This window comes from Parafrankia colletiae (genome assembly GCF_001854655.1).
In the GTDB taxonomy this organism is placed as follows: domain Bacteria; phylum Actinomycetota; class Actinomycetes; order Frankiales; family Frankiaceae; genus Parafrankia; species Parafrankia colletiae.
Genome location: NZ_MBLM01000002.1, coordinates 264,523 through 282,248 on the forward strand (window position 1 = coordinate 264,523; position 17,726 = coordinate 282,248).

General features: G+C 72.1%; 18 protein-coding genes. 7 read left to right on the forward strand and 11 right to left on the reverse strand.

Translation table 11 applies throughout. The annotated features are described in order from the left end of the window. Window positions 1-25: 25 nt before the first annotated feature. The 9 genes from glgC to CC117_RS01255 form a co-directional block, all read right to left on the reverse strand. Window positions 26-1,264 carry a glucose-1-phosphate adenylyltransferase gene (glgC, locus tag CC117_RS01215; RefSeq protein WP_071081841.1) on the reverse strand — a complete coding sequence of 413 codons (1,239 nt, stop codon included), beginning with the start codon at window positions 1,262-1,264 and terminating at the stop codon, window positions 26-28. Between the two features lie 315 nt (window positions 1,265-1,579). Further along, window positions 1,580-2,047 (reverse strand): metal-sulfur cluster assembly factor, encoded by a 468-nt coding sequence (locus CC117_RS01220; RefSeq protein ID WP_071081842.1) that lies wholly within the window; start codon window positions 2,045-2,047, stop codon window positions 1,580-1,582. A 2-nt stretch (window positions 2,048-2,049) separates the two neighbouring features. Beyond that, window positions 2,050-2,520: a Fe-S cluster assembly sulfur transfer protein SufU gene (gene sufU / locus CC117_RS01225; protein ID WP_071081843.1), complete on the reverse strand. Its 471-nt coding sequence runs from the start codon at window positions 2,518-2,520 to the stop codon at window positions 2,050-2,052. Further along, window positions 2,517-3,842 (reverse strand): cysteine desulfurase, encoded by a 1,326-nt coding sequence (locus CC117_RS01230; protein ID WP_071081844.1) that lies wholly within the window; start codon window positions 3,840-3,842, stop codon window positions 2,517-2,519. The genes sufU and CC117_RS01230 overlap by 4 nt, the downstream gene beginning before the upstream one ends. Further along, on the reverse strand, window positions 3,839-4,615 hold the full coding sequence (sufC, locus tag CC117_RS01235) for a Fe-S cluster assembly ATPase SufC (protein WP_198541682.1): 777 nt from the start codon (window positions 4,613-4,615) through the stop codon (window positions 3,839-3,841). The genes CC117_RS01230 and sufC overlap by 4 nt, the downstream gene beginning before the upstream one ends. Before the next feature lie 8 nt (window positions 4,616-4,623). Beyond that, a complete protein-coding gene (locus CC117_RS01240) occupies window positions 4,624-4,995 on the reverse strand; it encodes a non-heme iron oxygenase ferredoxin subunit (protein ID WP_071081846.1) in 372 nt (123 codons plus the stop codon). Further along, window positions 4,992-6,137 (reverse strand): Fe-S cluster assembly protein SufD, encoded by a 1,146-nt coding sequence (gene sufD / locus CC117_RS01245; protein WP_071081847.1) that lies wholly within the window; start codon window positions 6,135-6,137, stop codon window positions 4,992-4,994. The genes CC117_RS01240 and sufD overlap by 4 nt, the downstream gene beginning before the upstream one ends. Next, window positions 6,137-7,549: a Fe-S cluster assembly protein SufB gene (gene sufB, locus CC117_RS01250; protein WP_071081848.1), complete on the reverse strand. Its 1,413-nt coding sequence runs from the start codon at window positions 7,547-7,549 to the stop codon at window positions 6,137-6,139. The genes sufD and sufB overlap by 1 nt, the downstream gene beginning before the upstream one ends. Next, window positions 7,546-8,319, reverse strand: a complete 774-nt coding sequence (locus CC117_RS01255) for a helix-turn-helix transcriptional regulator (protein WP_116287662.1) — start codon at window positions 8,317-8,319, stop codon at window positions 7,546-7,548. The genes sufB and CC117_RS01255 overlap by 4 nt, the downstream gene beginning before the upstream one ends. Before the next feature lie 277 nt (window positions 8,320-8,596). Between CC117_RS01255 and CC117_RS01260 the strand changes: the two genes are divergently transcribed. The 7 genes from CC117_RS01260 (at window position 8,597) to CC117_RS01290 (ending at window position 16,015) form a co-directional block, all read left to right on the forward strand. Further along, on the forward strand, window positions 8,597-9,394 hold the full coding sequence (locus tag CC117_RS01260) for a hypothetical protein (RefSeq protein WP_071081850.1): 798 nt from the start codon (window positions 8,597-8,599) through the stop codon (window positions 9,392-9,394). 115 nt (window positions 9,395-9,509) lie between these two features. Continuing rightward, the gene (gene glpK, locus CC117_RS01265; RefSeq protein ID WP_071081851.1) at window positions 9,510-11,003 is read left to right on the forward strand and encodes a glycerol kinase GlpK; all 1,494 of its coding nucleotides are present in this window, start codon (window positions 9,510-9,512) and stop codon (window positions 11,001-11,003) included. Window positions 11,004-11,219: 216 nt separating this feature from the next. Beyond that, window positions 11,220-11,765: a transcriptional regulator gene (locus tag CC117_RS01270; RefSeq protein WP_071081852.1), complete on the forward strand. Its 546-nt coding sequence runs from the start codon at window positions 11,220-11,222 to the stop codon at window positions 11,763-11,765. Between the two features lie 68 nt (window positions 11,766-11,833). Further along, window positions 11,834-12,997: an ABC transporter ATP-binding protein gene (locus CC117_RS01275; RefSeq protein WP_071081853.1), complete on the forward strand. Its 1,164-nt coding sequence runs from the start codon at window positions 11,834-11,836 to the stop codon at window positions 12,995-12,997. Continuing rightward, the gene (locus CC117_RS01280; RefSeq protein ID WP_084131215.1) at window positions 12,997-13,824 is read left to right on the forward strand and encodes an ABC transporter permease; all 828 of its coding nucleotides are present in this window, start codon (window positions 12,997-12,999) and stop codon (window positions 13,822-13,824) included. The genes CC117_RS01275 and CC117_RS01280 overlap by 1 nt, the downstream gene beginning before the upstream one ends. 164 nt (window positions 13,825-13,988) lie before the next feature. Continuing rightward, window positions 13,989-14,954 (forward strand): COX15/CtaA family protein, encoded by a 966-nt coding sequence (locus tag CC117_RS01285; RefSeq protein ID WP_071081854.1) that lies wholly within the window; start codon window positions 13,989-13,991, stop codon window positions 14,952-14,954. 119 nt (window positions 14,955-15,073) lie between these two features. Continuing rightward, window positions 15,074-16,015 carry a Fic family protein gene (locus tag CC117_RS01290; protein WP_131802991.1) on the forward strand — a complete coding sequence of 314 codons (942 nt, stop codon included), beginning with the start codon at window positions 15,074-15,076 and terminating at the stop codon, window positions 16,013-16,015. Window positions 16,016-16,260: 245 nt separating this feature from the next. Here the strand turns inward: CC117_RS01290 and CC117_RS01295 are convergent, their stop codons facing one another. Both CC117_RS01295 and CC117_RS01300 read right to left on the reverse strand, forming a co-directional pair. Then, window positions 16,261-16,593, reverse strand: a complete 333-nt coding sequence (locus CC117_RS01295; protein WP_071081856.1) for a helix-turn-helix domain-containing protein — start codon at window positions 16,591-16,593, stop codon at window positions 16,261-16,263. Between the two features lie 73 nt (window positions 16,594-16,666). Then, entirely contained in the window at window positions 16,667-17,710 is a 1,044-nt protein-coding gene (locus CC117_RS01300; RefSeq protein WP_241829721.1) for a heme o synthase, read from the reverse strand. Window positions 17,711-17,726 lie beyond the last annotated feature (16 nt).

Consider the following 17,726-nt stretch of genomic DNA (forward strand, 5'->3'; position numbering starts at 1 on the left):
GTCGCCGGCCGGGCGCCGGCGACGGTCAGTCCGCGATGGTGACGCCCTTGCCGACGACGGTGACGCCGGCCTCGCTGACCTGGTAACCACGTGCCCGGTCATGGTCCTTGTCGACCCCGACCATCGCCCCCGGGGGGACGACGACGTTCTTGTCCAGGATGGCGTTCCGGACGACGGCGCGACGTCCGATGACGGCGTTGTCCATGAGGACCGSGCTGTCGACCGCCGCCCACGAGTTGACCCVCACCCCCGGGGAGAGCACGGACCGCCGCACCGTCCCACCGGAGACGATCACGCCGTTGCTGACGATGCTGTCGGTGGCGACGCCGACCCGGCCGGGGCTGTCATGGACGAACTTCGCCGGCGGCACCGGCGGGACGTTGGTGTAGATCGGCCAGTCGCGGTTGTACAGGTTGAAGACGGGATCGAGCGCGCACAGGTCCATGTGCGCGTCGTAGTAGGAGTCGAGCGTGCCGACGTCCCGCCAGTAGCCGCGGTCACGGTCGAGCGCCCCGGGCACCTCGTTGCCGGCGAAGTCGTACACCGCCGCCATGCTCTGCCCGACCAGCATCGGCACGATGCTCCCGCCCATGTCGTGCACGCTGTCCCGGTCGGCGGCGTCGGCCCGCAGCGCGTCGATGAGGACGTCGGTCGTGAAGACGTAGTTGCCCATCGAGGCGAAGATCTCGTCCGGGGTACCGGGCAGCCCTGGTGGATCCGCCGGCTTCTCGAGGAACTCGGCGATGGAGATCCCGTCAGGCGCGGGACGGATCACCCCGAAGGCGGAGCCCTCCGAGCGGGGGACCCGCAGGCCCGCGACGGTCACACCGGCACCGGACTCCAGGTGCTGCGCGACCATCTGGCGGGGGTCCATGCGGTAGACGTGGTCGGCGCCGAACACGACGACGATGTCCGGGGCCTCGTCATGGACGAGGTTCAGCGACTGGTGGATGGCGTCGGCGCTGCCGGAGAACCACTGTGGGCCGAGGCGCTGCTGCGCCGGCACCGGCGTCACGTAGTTGCCCAGCAGGTTGCTCATCCGCCAGGTGGTGGTGATGTGGCGGTCCAGACTGTGGCTCTTGTACTGGGTCAGTACCGCGATACGCAGGTATCCGGCGTTGACCAGGTTCGACAGTACGAAGTCGACCAGGCGGTAGATACCGCCGAAAGGAACGGCCGGCTTCGCTCGGTCCGCGGTCAGTGGCGCCAGGCGACTGCCGGCACCCCCCGCCAAGACCAGGCCCAGCACCCGAGGGCTGCGCATTCTTCGGCCCGGCTCCCCGTCTTCCGCCCGGATCCGGGGTGGATCCGCCCCGGCTGCGACCGGTCGCCAGCGGTTCCGGCACGTGATCGGGCATGTGCCGTGTTGTGCTGGATTCCGGTCATCACGGAGCCTACAAGGCGGTCGGGAGGCGGCTCGCTTCGCGTCAAAAACCGCTGGCCCGGGACGCCGATCCGGCCGCTCCCGCGGGTGGGGAGCGGCCGGATCACCCGGATCACATCGGCGGCCGCAAGGCCGGCCCGGTCACGGACAACCACGACGCGGGACAGCCATGACACGGGCGGGCGGGGCTGGCGGTCAGACGTTGAAGCCGAGGGCGCGCAGCTGCTCGCGGCCGTCATCAGTGATCTTGTCCGGGCCCCACGGCGGCATCCAGACCCAGTTGATCGTCACGTCGTTGACCAGGTTGTCCGGGCCGTCGACGAGCGCCGAGCGGGTCTGGTCCTCGATGACGTCCGTCAGCGGGCAGGCCGCCGAGGTGAGCGTCATGTCGAGGGTGACCGTGTTGTCGTCGGCGATGTTGATGCCGTAGACGAGGCCGAGGTCGACGACGTTGATCCCGAGCTCGGGGTCGACCACGTCCCGCATGGCCTCCTCGACATCGTCGAAGGAGGCCTTCTCCACGACGACGGCCCGCTCGGTGGCGACGGCCGGCGCCGCCTCCGACGGGGCCGCCGCCGCGGGCTGCGCCGAGGTGCCGGTGGGCTCCTCGGCGACGGCGGGCTCCGCCGGGGCGGACGCGGTGGTGGTGGCGGTCTCGCTCATGGTCATGTCTCCTGCTTCGGGACGGCGGTCCGGGTGGCGGCACCGGTGGCCTGCGCGGTGGCGTCCTTCCAGGCCATCCACGACAGCAGGGCGCACTTCACCCGGGCCGGGTACTTGGAGACGCCCGCGAACGCGACCGCGTCCTCCAGGACCTCCTCGTCACCCTCCTGGGTGCCGCGCGACTGCATCAGCGCCAGGAACTCGCGTTCGAGCTCCAGCGCCGCCGCCACCGACTTCCCGATCACCAGGTCGGCCATCACGCTCGCCGACGCCTGGCTGATCGAGCAGCCCTCGCTCTCGTAGGACACGTCCGCCACGACACCGTCGGCGACGCGGACCCGCAGGGTCACCTCGTCGCCGCAGGTCGGATTGACGTGGTGCACCTCGGCGTCGAACGGGTCCCGTAGGCCGCGGTGGTGCGGGTTGCGGTAGTGATCCAGGATGATCTCCTGGTACATGGAGTCGAGCTTCACCTCAGGAAGAACCTCCTGACCTGCCCGAGACCTTCCACCAGCGCGTCGACCTCGGCGGTCGTCGTGTAGAGGTGGAACGACGCCCGGGTCGTCGCCGGGACCCCGTACCGCAGGCAGACCGGGCGGGCGCAGTGGTGCCCGACCCGCACCGCGATGCCCTGCTCGTCCAGGATCTGGCCGATGTCGTGCGGGTGCAGCGGCCGGTCGTCGGAGTCGCGCAGGGCGAAGGAGATCGCCCCGCCGCGGTCCTGCGGCGTCGGCGGGCCGATGATCCGCAGGCCCGGCACGGCCGCCAGCGCGTCGAGCGCGTAGGCGGTGACCTCGTGCTCGTGCGCGGCGACGGCGTCCATGCCCAGGCCGGTCAGGTAGTCGACGGCGGCGCCGAGCGCCACCGCCTGGGAGATCATCGGCGTGCCGGCCTCGAACCGGTGCGGCGGGGCCGCGTAGGTCGAGGCCTCCATCGTGACGACCTCGATCATCTCGCCGCCGCCGAGGAACGGGGGCATGACCTCGAGCAGCTCGCGCCGGCCCCACAGCACACCGATGCCGGTGGGCCCGCACATCTTGTGCCCGGTGAAGGCGAGGAAGTCCACGCCGAGCGCGACGACGTCGATCGGCATGTGCGGCACCGACTGCGAGCCGTCGAGCACGGTGAGCGCGCCGACCTCACGGGCCCGGGCGACGATCGTCGCGACCGGGTTCACCGTGCCCAGGATGTTGGACTGGTGGACGAAGGAGACGACCTTCGCCCGCTCGGTGATGACCTCGTCGAGGTGGGCCAGGTCGAGCCGGCCGTCCTCGGTGAGGCCGATCCAGCGCAGGGTGGCGCCGGTGCGGGCGCACAGCATCTGCCAGGGCACCAGGTTGGAGTGGTGCTCCATCTCGGTGATGACGACCTCGTCGCCGGGCCCGAGCCGGAAGCGCTCCGCCTCCGCCCCACCGGAGACCGCGTTGCTCATCGCGTAGGCGACCAGGTTCAGCGCCTCGGAGGAGTTCTTCGTGAACACGATCTCGCGCCGGTCGGGCGCGCCGACGAACGCCGCGATCCTGTCCCGCGCGTCCTCGTAGAGGGCCGTGGCCTCCTCGGCGAGCACGTGGATGCCGCGGTGCAYGTTGGCGTTGTGCCGCTCGTAGTAGGTCCGCTCGGCGTCGAGGACGGCCAGCGGCTTCTGCGACGTCGCGGCGCTGTCCAGGTAGACCAGCGGCAGGCCGTCGTGCAYGGTGCGGGCGAGGATCGGGAAGTCGCGRCGGACCCGCTCGACGTCGAACCCGGGCGTGGTCACCGTGTCGGCTCCCGGCTGGCGGGTCTCGATGACCGTCATGAGATCGCCGCCGGCTCTGTGGTCTTCACGTACCGGTCGTAGCCGGACTCCTCCAGCGTCGCCGCGAGCTCGGGGCCACCCGCGTCGACGATCCGCCCGCCCGCCATGACGTGCACGAACTCGGGCTTCACGTAACGCAGGATGCGGGTGTAGTGGGTGATGAGCAGGATGCCCGTCTCCCCCTTGGCCCGCACCGCCTCGATGCCGGCCGAGACGATGCGCAGAGCGTCGACGTCCAGGCCGGAGTCGGTCTCGTCGAGGATGGCGATCTTCGGCGCGAGCAGCTTCATCTGCAGGATCTCGTGGCGCTTCTTCTCACCGCCGGAGAAGCCCTCGTTGACGCTGCGCTCGGCGAACGCCGGGTCCATCTCCAGCCCGGCCATCGACTCCTTGACCTCCTTGACCCAGGTGCGCAGCTTCGGGGCCTCGCCCCGCACCGCCGTCACCGAGGAGCGCAGGAAGTTCGACACCGAGACGCCGGGCACCTCGACCGGGTACTGCATCGCCAGGAAGATCCCGGCCCGCGCCCGCGCGTCGACGGACATCGCGAGGACGTCCTCGCCGTCGAGGGTCACGGTGCCCTCGGTGACCTTGTACTTGGGGTGGCCCGCGACCGAGTAGGAGAGCGTGGACTTGCCGGAGCCGTTCGGCCCCATGATCGCGTGGGTCTCGCCCTTGCGGACGGTGAGGTCGACGCCGCGCAGGATCTCGCGCGGGCCGTCCGTGTCGGTGTCGACCGACACGTGCAGGTTGCGGATCTCGAGAACAGACACCGCTGTCGTCACCCTCGCTTCGGGTTCGTGTGAAGGTCGACGAGGATGTCGTCGCCGTCGATGGTCACTGGGTAGGTGGGCACCGGGTCGATGGCCGGCAGGCTCGTCGGCTCACCCGTGGTCAGGTCGAACTGGGAGCCGTGCAGCCAGCACTCGATGCGGCCGTTCTCGACCTCGCCCTCGGAGAGCATCACCTCGGCGTGGGAGCACTCGTCCCGCACCGCGTAGTACCGGCCGCCCGACCGGACGAGGCACACCGGCTCGCCGTCGATCTCGACGCCGAGCGCGGCCTCGTCAGCCAGGTCGGAGACGGCGCAGGCGCGCCGCCAGGAAGATCCCGCCGCGCTCTGGGCGGCGCCTGTGCTGCTCGGTGTGGTCATACGCCCACCGCCGCCAGCTCCTCCTCGACCCGCGCCATGATCCGCTCACGCAGTTCGGGGATGTCGATCCGGTCGACGATCTCGGCGAAGAACCCGCGGACGACCAGCCGGCGTGCCTCGTCGGCCGGGATGCCTCGCGACATCAGGTAGAACAGCGACTCGTCGTCGAACCGCCCGGTCGCGCTGGCGTGGCCGGCGCCGACGACCTCGCCGGTGAGGATCTCCAGGTTGGGCACCGAGTCGGCGCGGGCACCGTCGGTGAGCACCAGGTTGCGGTTCAGCTCGTAGGTGTCCGTGCCGACGGCGTCGGCACCGATCACCACGTCGCCGATCCACACCGCGTGCGCCCCGGCGCCCTGCAGGGCGCCCTTGTAGACGACCCGGCTGCGGCAGTTCCGCGCCTGGTGGTCGACCAGCAGGCGGTGCTCCTGGTGCTGCCCGGTGTCGGTGAAGAACAGGCCGTAGAGCTCGGCGTCGCCGCCGGGCCCGCGGTACTCCACCGTCGGGTTGAGCCGGACGAGGTCGCCGCCGAGGGTCACGGTGAACGACCGCAGGCGGGCGTCCCGGCCCACCGAGAAGGCGTGCGAGCCCAGGTGGACGGCGTCGTCGGCCCAGTCCTGGAGGCTGACGAAGGTCAGCGCGGCGCCGTGGCCGATGAACACCTCGACGGTGCCGGCGAACGCGGCGCTGCCGGTGTGGTCGAGCACCACCGTCGCGGAGGCGAAYGGCCCGAGCTCGACGAGCACGTGCTCGTAGGCGACCCCGCCGTCGCCGTGCAGGCGCACGATGACCGGCTCGGTCAGCGCCGCCTCGCCCGGAACGGTGACGGAGACCCCACCGTCCGCGCGGGCCATGGCGAACGCGGCGGGGCGGTCGGCCGGGGTCAGGACCCGCCCGATCCGGGAGTCGGTGGCGGCGAGCCGCTCGACCTCCACGCCGTCCGGCGCGGCGACCGAGACGTCGATCTTGGTGTCGCTCGGCGGCCCGTTCAGCAGGCCGCGCAGGCGGCGCAGCGGGGTGAACCGCCACGCCTCCTCCCGGCCACCGGGTACGACGTGGTCCTCGGGGTCACGGGACCGGACGGGACGCGGTGCCGCGCCAGCCTGCGCGGGAGGGCGTCCCGTGGCATCGATGACGGCCATCAGCCGACTGCGCCTTCCATCTGGAGCTCGATGAGCCGGTTGAGTTCGAGGGCGTACTCCATGGGCAGCTCGCGCGCGATCGGCTCGATGAAGCCGCGCACGACCATGGCCATCGCCTCGTCCTCGGACAGGCCGCGGCTCATCAGGTAGAAGAGCTGGTCCTCGCCGACCTTGGAGACGCTGGCCTCGTGCCCGATGGAGGCGTCGTCCTCGCGGACGTCGACATAGGGGTAGGTGTCGGAACGGCTGATCGTGTCGACCAGCAGCGCGTCACACTTCACCGACGACCGCGAGGCGTGCGAGCCCTCGTTGATCTGGACCAGGCCACGGTACGAGGTACGGCCGCCGCCGCGGGCCACGGACTTCGACACGATCTTCGACGACGTCCGCGGCGCGGCGTGCACCATCTTCGCGCCGGCGTCCTGGTGCTGCCCCTCACCTGCGAAAGCGACCGAGAGCACCTCGCCGTGGGCCTGCTCGCCGAGCATCCACACCGCCGGGTACTTCATCGTCACCTTGGAGCCGATGTTGCCGTCGATCCACTCCATGGTGGCGCCCTCGTGGCAGGCGGCCCGCTTCGTGACGAGGTTGTAGACGTTGTTCGACCAGTTCTGGATGGTCGTGTAGCGGCAGCGCGCGTTCTTCTTCACGATGATCTCGACCACCGCGGAGTGCAGCGAGTCGGACGAGTACACCRGTGCCGTGCAGCCCTCGACGTAGTGGACGTACGCACCCTCGTCGACGATGATCAGGGTCCGCTCGAACTGACCCATGTTCTCCGTGTTGATCCGGAAGTAGGCCTGCAGCGGGATCTCGACCTGCACACCCGGCGGGACGTAGATGAACGAGCCACCGGACCACACCGAGGTGTTCAGCGCGGCGAACTTGTTGTCGCCGACCGGGATCACCGAGCCGAAGTACTCCTGGAAGATCTCCGGGTGYTCACGCAGGCCCGAGTCGGTGTCGAGGAAGATGACACCCTGCTCCTCGAGATCCTCACGGATCTTGTGGTAGACGACCTCGGACTCGTACTGGGCCGCGACACCGGAGATCAGCCGCTGCTTCTCCGCCTCGGGGATGCCGAGCCGGTCATAGGTGGCGCGGATGTCCTCCGGCAGCTCGTTCCACTCGGCGGCCTGCTTCTCCGTCGACCGGACGAAGTACTTGATGTTGTCGAAGTCGATCCCGGACAGGTCCGCGCCCCAGGTCGGCATGGGCTTGCGCTCGAAGAGCTTCAGCCCCTTGAGCCGCAGGTCGATCATCCATGACGGCTCGTTCTTCTTCGCCGAGATGCTGCGAACAACTGCTTCGGAGAGGCCGCGCTCCACGTCGACGGCGTAGGCGTCCGCATCTGCCCAGCCGAACCGGTAGGAGCCAAGGCCCTCAAGGGCGGTCTCGGCAGAGGTGGTCATAGGGAACCTTCCGAAAATGAGGATGGTTGTGATGTCCGCCCGGACCCTGACGAGGCCGTGTCGGGCGGTGCACCCGGCGATGGCGTGGGCTCGGCTGCCGCGGCACTCCCGACGGGCGGGAGCACCGTGATCGCCTCCACGGGGATCACCGGGATATGGGTGGTGCAGACGCCGTCGCCGTGCGCGATCGTCGCCAGCCGCTGCACGTGGGTGTCGAGGAGCCGCGCGAGCATCGCCGTCTCGGCCTCACACAGCGCCGGGAACCGCTCGGCCACGTGCTGCACCGGGCAGTGATGCTGGCAGATCTGGGTGCCGGTCGGCAGCTCGGAGACGCTGGCGGTGTACCCGGCCTGGGTCATGGCCGCGGCGATCGCCTCCGGCCGCTCGGCCGGCGGAACCGCGACCACCTCGTCGCGGATCTGGCGCTCGAGATCGACCCCGCGGGCCCGGGCGAACTCGGCGACGGCCTCCGGGCCGCAGGCGTCCGCGAGGAACCGCAGCGCGCCGGCCGCCAGGTCGGAGTATGCCGTCGGCCCGGCCTGATGCCCGGCCTCGGTGAGCGTGTAGCGCCGGGCCGGACGGCCCCGCCCGCGAGGGCCACGCACCCCGGTCGAGGTGGTCGTGATCGTGCCGTCCGAGGTCATCGCGTCGAGATGGCGGCGGACGGCGGCGGGCGACAGCCCGAGCTCGTGGGAGAGATCGGCTGCCGTGGAGGGGCCGCGCTCGAGCAGGAGGCGGACGACGCGGTCCCGGGTGCGGCCGTCGGCCACGCCCGATGGAACCTCCTGCCCGCTTTTCACAACACCAGTGTGCCCTATTTCCGTGACGCGGTCGAACCGAGGAGCCGCAGATCACCCGACCGTCCGGAGATCTCTTTCACAGCGTCGGATCTGCGACACAGCACCGTGATCCACCCGGGCACGCGACCCGCGGTTTCAGCGCCGCGGCCTGCCTCGGAGCCGGCTGTGACCCACCCGCCACGCAGCACACCGCGCCCGGGATGGGACACTTTCGGGCGGCATGCGACGTACGGGAAGGTGCTGCGAGATGCGGACGATTCGCACGATCGGCCCCGGCGGCGCGGTCATGGCCGCCACGAGCCTGGCAGGCACGGGACAGGCCGGCACCCCGGCAGCCCGGCCGCGGACACGCCGCCGGCTGGCCTCCCCCTGGCGCGGCGCCGTCGCCACGGTCGCCCTGGCCGTCGTGGCTGCGGGCGTCACCGCCTGCGGCGGCGACACGGAGACCAACGGCCTGGAGAAGGCCTCCCCCGCCGAGGTCGGGACACGGTCGGTGGAAGCGCTGCGCGACGCCGGCAGCGTGCGCGTCCTCGGCACCGTCCAGGACCCGTCCAGCGACGGCACGACCACCTACGACCTGGTGATGGCCGGCTCGTCGGCCCGCGGCACCGTGACCTCCGGGCAGATCGTCGCCGAGCTGGTGAAGGTGGACGACGACACCTTCACCAAGGGCAGTCGCGAGTACTACGAGTCGATCGGCGAGGGTGACGCCGCGGAGCTGCTGGCCGACCAGTGGGTGCGACTGTCCACGGAGGCGGCGGCCCAGTACCGCTTTTTCAGCATCGAGGGGTTCGTCCAGGCGCTCGGCGAGTACGTGGCGGCGCTCGACGGTGAGGTGACCACCGAGGAGGTCGGCGGGCGCCGTGCCGTGGTCGCGGGCAGCCCGGGAGGGACCCGCCTCTGGGCGGCGAACACCGGCGAGCCCGTCCCGCTGCGGATGGACATGCTGGACGGCGAGGAGGGCCGGATGGAGTTCTCCGACTACGACGCCGCGGTCTCGATCACCGCCCCGACGAGCTCCGTGGACCTCTCCTCCCTGTCCTGACCGGCGGGCCCCACTACCGTGGTCGGACCGCCCGGCGCGGCGCGGCGCGGCGTGGCGACCAGGCTGCACGCAGGGCGACGATGGCCGGACGGCCCGTGGGCGGAGGGACTCGGACATGCTTGTCGCGGCGGTGGACCAGGGCACCAGCGGTACCACGGTCTGTCTGCTCGACGCCGAGGCCACGGTCGTCGGCCGCGGATACCGCGCGGTCGAGACGTCCTTCCCCCGGCCCGGATGGGTCGAGCAGGACCCGGAGGACCTGCTGGCCAGCGTCGTCGGCGCCGTCGCCGACGCCCTCGCGGACGCCGGCCGCCGCCCCGCCGACCTGGCGGCGCTGGGCATCACCAACCAGCGCGAGACCACCGTGCTGTGGGAGCGCCGGACCGGGCGCCCGCTGTACCCGGCCATCGTCTGGCAGGACCGGCGCACCGCCGCCGCGTGCGAGCGCCTCGCCGCGGCCGGCCATGCCGCCCTGGTGCAGGAGCGCACCGGCCTGGTCCTCGACCCCTACTTCTCCGGCACGAAGGCGGCCTGGGTACTCGACCACGTGCCGGGCGCGCGGCAGGCGGCCGAAGCTGGCCGGGTCGCGTTCGGCACGGTCGACTCCTGGCTGGTGTGGCGGCTGACCGGCGGCCGGGTCCACCTGACCGACGTCACCAACGCCTCCCGCACGATGCTCTTCGACCTGGCGAGCGGCACCTGGTCGGAGGAGATGCTGGAGCTGCTGGGCCTGCCCGCGGAGCCGTTGCCGGAGATCGTGCCGAGCTCCCGGGTCTACGCCCACACCGACCCCGGGTCCTTCCTCGGTGTCGGGGTGCCGATCGCCGCGGTCGTCGGCGACCAACAGGCCGCGCTGTTCGCCCAGGCCTGCTTCGCCCCCGGCCAGGCCAAGAACACCTACGGCACCGGCTCGTTCGTCCTGGTCAACACGGGCACGGCGCCGCCCGCGCCGCAGACGTCGCTGCTGCGGACGGTCGCGTTCGGGCTCGACGGCGAGCCCCTCACCTACGCGCTGGAGGGCGCGATCCTGTCCACCGGCTCCGCCGTCCAGTGGTTGCGGGACGGGCTCGGCGTCATCTCCGACAGCGCGCAGACCGCGGAGCTGGCCGGGTCGCTGGCGGGCAACGACGGCGTCTACTTCGTCCCCGCGCTCGCCGGGCTGGGCGCACCGCACTGGGACCCCCGCGCCCGCGGGATGATCATCGGCCTGACCCGCGCGACCAGCCCCGCGCACCTGGCCCGGGCGGTGTTGGAGGCCATCGCGTACCAGACCCGGGACGTCGTCGAGGAGATGGCGGCCGGCGCCGGCGTGACCGTCACCGAGCTGCGCGCGGACGGCGGCGCGGCCCGCAACCCGTGGCTGATGCAGTTCCAGGCCGACATCCTCGGAGTCGAGGTGGACGTCCCGGAGAACACCGAGACGACCGCACTCGGCTCCGGCTACCTCGCCGGGCTCGCCACCGGCCTGTACTCGGGCCGCGCCGAGCTGGACGCCCTCCGGCGCACCGCGCGCCGGTACCGGCCGTCGCTGGGCGCGGACCAGCGCGAGGACCTGTACGGCCGGTGGCTGCGCGCCGTCGAGCGGTCGCGCGACTGGGACCGCGACTGAGCGGTTCGCCACTCCGGCTGGCCTGGCCGTTTGGCCGGGATCCGTCCCGGCAGCACGCGAGGCCTCACACCAGGACAACGATCCAAGCCCACTGAAAGACAACACCGACTGGCCGCCGATTGGGAAAAGTGGCTGTCCCACGCCATGATTCCTGTCAACCTGTACCCCGGGGGCGGTTGGCGTCTCCCGCCGCGCACATCACCCCGGACGGAGACCGTGACCGACGCGGACTACGCCCTGGAACTGGGCCGCCGCCTCCGAGCTGCCCGCAACCGACGCGGACTGTCCCTCCTCGACGTCCAGGAACGCACCGAGGGGCGGTGGACTGCCGGCACGCTCGGCGCCTACGAGCGAGGCAGCCGGACCCTGCGGGTGCACCGCCTGGTCGAGCTCGCCGAACTGTACGACGTCCCGGCGACACTGCTCGTCCCGCCGCCGGTCGAGCGCCGTGAGACCGACGACCTCCCGCCGCTGGTCATCGACCTGCGCCGGTTGCGGAAGCTGCCGCCGACACGGACCGGCCCGCTGCGCCGGTGGATCGCCATCGTGCAGGTGCTGCGCTCGGACAGCTCACGGGACGTGCTGCGGCTCCGGCGCTCCGACCTGCAGTCGCTGTCGCGGCTGTACAGCACCACTCCCTCGGTCCTCTACGAGCGGCTCGTGGCCTGGGGCACGCTGGTCGACCCCGGTGAGGCAACGCCCACCGGGGGGCGCCGCCGGCCGCCGGCGTTCCGGCCCCCGCAGTCACCCTCCCGCCGGTAGTCCACCCGCGCACGGTCAGCGTGATCGGCCCGACCGGGCACCGCTGCGCAGTCCGTAGGATCAGCGGCGTGACCGAGGTCCTGGCAGTCGAGGTGACCGATCTGGTCAAGACCTACCGGCGCGCGCCGGCCGGGGGGCAGACACGGCCGCGCTACCTGCGCGCGGGAGCGCCGGAGCCGCCAGCCGGCCCRCCGGCGCAGCGGCGCCGCGGTCGCCAGCGCACCCGGGTCCACGCTTCGAGCCCGACCGATCGGGCCGATCGGGCCGATCCGCCTGGCAGCACCGACCGGCCGGGCGCCGCCACCCTCGCCGACGTCAGCACCGAGGCCAAGCCGGACGAGGCCCCGGCGGTCACCACCCACGTGCATGCGGTGGACGGGCTTTCGCTGCAGGTCGCCGCGGGGTCCGTGACGGCGGTGCTCGGCCCGAACGGCGCCGGCAAGACCACCACCATCGAGATCTGCGAGGGCTTCCGGGCCGCCGACAGCGGCGAGGTCCGCGTGCTCGGGCTGCACCCGCTGCGCGACGCGGCGGCACTGCGCCCACGGGTCGGCGTGATGCTGCAGGCCGGCGGCATGTACCCCGGTGCCCGCGCCGGCGAGATGCTCCGACTCATCGGTTCGCACCACGCCCACCCGCTGGACGCCGGCGTCCTGCTGGAACGGCTGGGGCTGGCAGACGTCGCCAGCGTCCCCTTCCGCCGGCTGTCCGGCGGGCAGCAGCAGCGGCTCTCCCTGGCGATGGCCGTCATCGGCCGTCCCGAACTGGTCTTCCTCGACGAGCCCACCGCCGGGCTGGACGTCCAGGGCCGGCGTGACACCTGGGAGCTCATCGAGGAACTGCGCCTGTCCGGCGTCACCGTGGTGCTCACCACGCACGCGATGGACGAGGCCGAGCGGCTCGCCGACCAGGTGGCGATCGTGAACCGGGGTCGGGTCGTCGCCGCCGGCACCCCGGCCGAACTGACCCGCGGCGGCGCCGAGGGCCAGCTCCGCTTCCGCGCCCCGGCCGGCCTCGACGTCAGCCGCCTGCTGCTCGCACTGCCCGACGGCACCACCGGGTGGGAGGACCCGCCCGGGCACTATCTCGTGCAGGGGACCGTCGACCCGCAGCTGCTCGCCGCGGTCACCGCGTGGTGCGCGGGCAACGGCGTGCTCGCCGAGGACCTCCGCGTCGAGCAGCGCACCCTCGAGGACGTGTTCCTGGACCTGACCGGGACGGAGCTGGAGTGATGAGCCCCCTCGCCGAGACCCGCCCGGCGGAAAGCCGCCCGGCCGGCGCCGTCCTGGACCTGCGCCCCGCCCCCGGGGCCGCGTCCCGCCGGCGCATGCTGGCCGCGCAGACCCGCCTCGAGCTCACCCTGACCCTGCGGCGCGGCGAGTCCGTGCTGCTGACCCTGATCATCCCGATCGGGCTGCTGGTCTTCTTCGCCGCGGTGGACGTCCTGCCGACGTCGGCCACCGCACAGCGCTCGGTGGACTTCCTCGTCCCCGGCGTGCTGGCACTGGCCATCATGTCGACGGCGTTCACCGGCCAGGCGATCGCCACCGCGTTCGAGCGCTCGTACGGCGTCCTCAAGCGGCTCGGCGCCTCCCCCCTGCCCCGGTCGATCCTGCTCGCGGGCAAGTCGCTGGCCGTCCTCGCGGTCGAGATCGTCCAGCTCGTGCTGCTCGTCGCGGTCGGGTTCGCGCTCGGCTGGGAACCGCACGGATCGGTCGCCTCGGTCGGCTGGGTGGTCCTTCTCGTCCTGCTCGGCACCGCCGCGTTCTCCGGCCTGGGGCTGCTGATGGCCGGCACCCTGCGCGCCGAGGCCACGCTCGCCGCCGCGAACGGGGTCTACCTGCTGCTGCTCCTGATCGGCGGGGTCGTCTTCCCGCTCGAGGAGCTGCCCGGGTGGATGCGGGTGGTCGCCGAGGCGCTGCCCACCGCCGCGCTGTCCGACGGCCTGCGCGCCGTGCTCGCCGAGGGTGCCGCACCGGGGGCCGGCAACCTGATCGTGCTGGCCGCGTGGTCCGTCGGCGCGCTCGGCCTGGCGTCCCGGCTGTTCCGCTGGGAGTGACCCACCGACCGGCGGGCCGCACCCGGCGGCCGGGGCTCCGGCAGGTGRCACCCCGGTAGTGGCGGTGCACACCCGAACCGGTCGGGGCGGGCGGATTACCATGGGCCGCGATGCCATCTTCTACCACTCGTCGGAGCAAGGTCCGCGCTGACGGCGACRCCACCGTGGCCGGCTCTGGCCGGCTTCCCGTGATCGGGCTGCGCGCGTTCCGGCGGCTCTCGCTTGCCAGCGTCGTCCTRCTCGCGGCGATCGTCGTGACCGGCGGGGCCGTCCGGCTGACCGGTTCCGGTCTCGGCTGCCCCACCTGGCCGCAGTGCGGTGACGGGTCCTTCACTCCGCACGCGGCCTACTCGCTCAACGGAGCGATCGAGTTCGGGAACCGGCTGATCAGCATCGTGGTCGGCCTGGTGGTGCTGGCCCTGCCGATCGCGGCGCGCCTGCTCCGGGAGAAGCGCCGGGACCTGCTCCTGCTCTCCCTCGGGCTGTGGCTCGGCTTCCTCGGCCAGGCCGTGCTCGGCGGGATCACCGTGCTGGTGAAGCTGCACCCGGCGACGGTGGCCRCACACTTCCTGCTGTCGATGGTCCTGCTGTTCAACGCCGTCGCCCTGCACCGGCGGGCCCGGCAGGCGGCCGGGCCGACCCCGCTGGCGGTCCGCGGGGAGCTCGCCTGGCTCGCCCGGGTGCTCGTGGTGGTCGCCGCCGGCGTCCTCGCTCTGGGCACCGTGGTGACCGGCACCGGCCCGCACAGCGGAGACAGCGAGGAGACGAAGCGCTTCGGCTTCGACATCGTCAACGTCGCCCAGCTGCACGCCGACGGCGCGATGGTGCTCACCGGGCTGACCCTCGCGATGGTCTTCGCCGTCCGGCTGGCCCCGGCGCCCGCCGAGGCCCGGCGCAGTGCCAACGCCCTCCTGCTGGCCGTTCTGGCACAGGCCGCGATCGGATTCACCCAGTACTTCACCGGCATCCCGGCGCTCCTCGTCGGTCTGCACATGGCCGGCGCGACGATGATGTGGATCGTCACCATCCAGCTCTGGCTGGCGATGGGCGAACGGGCCCCCGCCACCGAGGCCGCCTGGGCCGGGTCCACGTCGCGCGTCCAGGCACCCGCGACCCCGGTCACCGTCTGACCGGGACCGTGACCGGCTCGCCAGAGCCCAGCGGGCTCCGGGCAGCGGCGGGCGGACTGTCGTGACGAAAATGTTCGGATCGGAGCGATCCGTCGACGGATTCGCCGCGAACTCCGTGCGTGGCAGGGACTGAACGGCGCGTCAGCCGAGTGTGGAACGACGGCGCCGCCTACGACATGGTCGTGCCGGAGCCCGTCGCCGGGCTGGCGGGCGTGCCGGTGATGACCGCGGTCGCGGAGCGCATGCGGGCACTCGACGCTCTTGCCGCCCGGCCGGGGACTCGTGCGCAGGTGCGGGCACTGCTCGGCGTGGAGTGTCTGTCGTCGCGTCAGTTGACCAGGATGTCAGCCGGCGGGCCGGCGGGCTCCAGGCCGGTCGGCGACGGGCAGCTGCGACGCTTCACCCGGGCCTGCGCGGCTGGAGTTGCGGCCGGGCAGCTGGGCCCGGCGGAGCTGCGCCGTGCTCACCGCGCCGTCGTGYCGGGCGGGGGGACCGTACGAAGCGGCACGGTGTGGGTCGGCGGAGTTCCGACTCCGTCGCGGGCGGAGTTCGTCCCACCCCCGCCTGAGGATCTCGGTCGGCTGCTCGCCGATCTCGGCGCCTTCCTGATGCGGGATGACCTGTGCCCGGTGGCGCAGACGGCCATCGGCTACGCGCAGCTGGTGATGATCCATCCCTTTCGTGACGGCAACGGCCGGGTCGGCCGCTGGTTGTTGCAGGTGATGCCCCGTCGGCGTGGCCTCGTCCACGAGCTGGTCGCCCCGATGGGTCTCTACTTCCTTGCCAACGCGCAGGCTTACATGGCCGCGCACGCAGCCTTCCGGGCGGGGGGCCTCGAACGGTGGTGCTCCTTCTTCGGGGACGCGGTGATCCGCTGCTCCGCCGCGACGGAGCAGTTCGTGGGGAGCTCCCCCGGCGAACGGTTCGGGAGGGAGACCGGGGCCGCAGCCCGAGGCGCCGCCCCAGAACCGACCAGGCGGCGTGGCGCCGGCGTCATCCGGCACCCGGTGACCGCAGGCCGAGAAGGGGCGCGTAGTCGCGGCGGCGGACGGGCATGGTGAGGATCGGAAGACCGGGCCGCCGGCAGGCTGGCCAGGATCTGGGTCGGAGCCAGCAGCCAGCAGCCAGATCGAGCCCGTCGGCGGGGTCGACGCCCAGGTGGGCAGTGAAGGACGCCCGCGCGGTGGTCACCTCGACCTGCTGATGGGGCCGTCCGCCGTGGCGGTCACCGGCTGGATAGACGACGGGAAGGCCTTCGTGGAACCGTCGGGAGAGCTCGCGACCGGACACGCCCGCTGCGGTGCTGTCAGGCGATGTTGAGCTGGATATTGCCGATGCGGGCGACGATGTCGAGCTGGCCGCCGAGACCGGTGATGTAGGAGCGCAGGACGTCAAGACCCGTCGCGGACCCGTTCTCGATCTGGCTGATCCTCGCCTGACTCAGACCGGTGGCTTCGGCGAGCTGCGCCTGGGTCATCCCGAGCTGCCCGCGGATCTCAGCCAGCTGCGCACCGCTGACAGAAGCAAGCATCCGTCCTCGCAGTTCAGCACGATGGGCCGTGCGTGCCGCGCTGTCCCACTCGGGATCGGCCGCCCGCGTGCGCGCCCTGACATCACGCCAGTTCGACGGACTGGCCATGAGTCCTCCCGTTCCGCATGCGTCGAGGGTGGGAGTCCCTCCCCCGACGCATGCGCTGGGACCGGTCAGGCCGTCAGAGCAGAGATGCGGCGGCCAGCGCTGCGAACAGCAGCGTCAGGTACGTGATCGACATGTGGAACAGGCGCATCGRCTTCACGTCCTCGCCCCGGCGGGCGCGGCCGGCCATCCGGTGCGCCTCGGCGATGAACCAGGCGCCGAGGATCACCGCTGGCACCGTGTAGACCAGGCCGATGTCGGCGACCGGGCCGACAGCCAGCGAGACCGCGACCATCAGGTAGGAGTAGGCCACGATGCGGCGGGTGACGACCTCGACGGTCGCCACCACGGGCAGCATGGGCACTCCGGCCGCGGCGTAGTCGTCCTTGAAGCGGATGGCCAGCGCCCAGAAGTGCGGCGGCGTCCAGAAGAAGACGACCGCGAAGAGCAGCACCGCGGACCAGCCGACGGTCCCGGTGACCGCGGACCAGCCGATGAGCACGGGGAAGCAGCCGGCGGCACCGCCGATGACGATGTTCGACGGCGACCGCCGCTTGAGGCCCAGTGTGTAGACGAAGACGTAGAAGGCGATCGCGCCGACGGACAGCGCGGCCGAGATCCAGTTGACCAGGAGCCCGAACATCAGGGTCGAGACGATGCCCAGCACGATGCCGAAACGCAGCGCCTGGGCCGGCTTGACGACCTCCTGGACGAGCGGCCGGCGGCGGGTGCGACCCATGAGCTGGTCGATGTCACGGTCGACGTAGCAGTTGATGGTGTTGGCGCTGCCGGCGGACAGGGTGCCCGCGACCAGCGTCACCACGATCAGCCACCAGGACGGCATGCCGCGTTCGGCGAGGAGCATGACCGGGACGGTGGAGACCAGGAGCAGCTCCACGACCCGCAGTTTCATAAGGGCTATGTACGAGCGGGCCCGGCCGGCCACTCGTGCCCATCGGCCACGGGAACCGGCCAGGACAACGTCGGTGGGCTCAGCCGGTACGGCCGGTGCCGCGCCGGCTGGCAGCCCGGCGATGGCAGGCAGCCCGGCAGCGGTGGGCAGCCCGGCGATGGCAGGCAGCCCGGCCACGGCGGGTGCCGGGACGGCGGCGGAGGTCACAGCGGCGCCTGACGGC

Coding starts and splice junctions, on each gene's coding strand:
- CC117_RS01220 (WP_071081842.1), bottom strand. CDS start 2,047: ATGAGCGAGACCGCCACCACCACCGCGTCCGCCCCGGCGGAGCCCGCC.
- CC117_RS01295 (WP_071081856.1), bottom strand. CDS start 16,593: ATGGCCAGTCCGTCGAACTGGCGTGATGTCAGGGCGCGCACGCGGGCG.
- glpK (WP_071081851.1), top strand. CDS start 9,510: ATGCTTGTCGCGGCGGTGGACCAGGGCACCAGCGGTACCACGGTCTGT.
- CC117_RS01280 (WP_084131215.1), top strand. CDS start 12,997: ATGAGCCCCCTCGCCGAGACCCGCCCGGCGGAAAGCCGCCCGGCCGGC.
- CC117_RS01260 (WP_071081850.1), top strand. CDS start 8,597: ATGCGGACGATTCGCACGATCGGCCCCGGCGGCGCGGTCATGGCCGCC.
- CC117_RS01240 (WP_071081846.1), bottom strand. CDS start 4,995: ATGACCACACCGAGCAGCACAGGCGCCGCCCAGAGCGCGGCGGGATCT.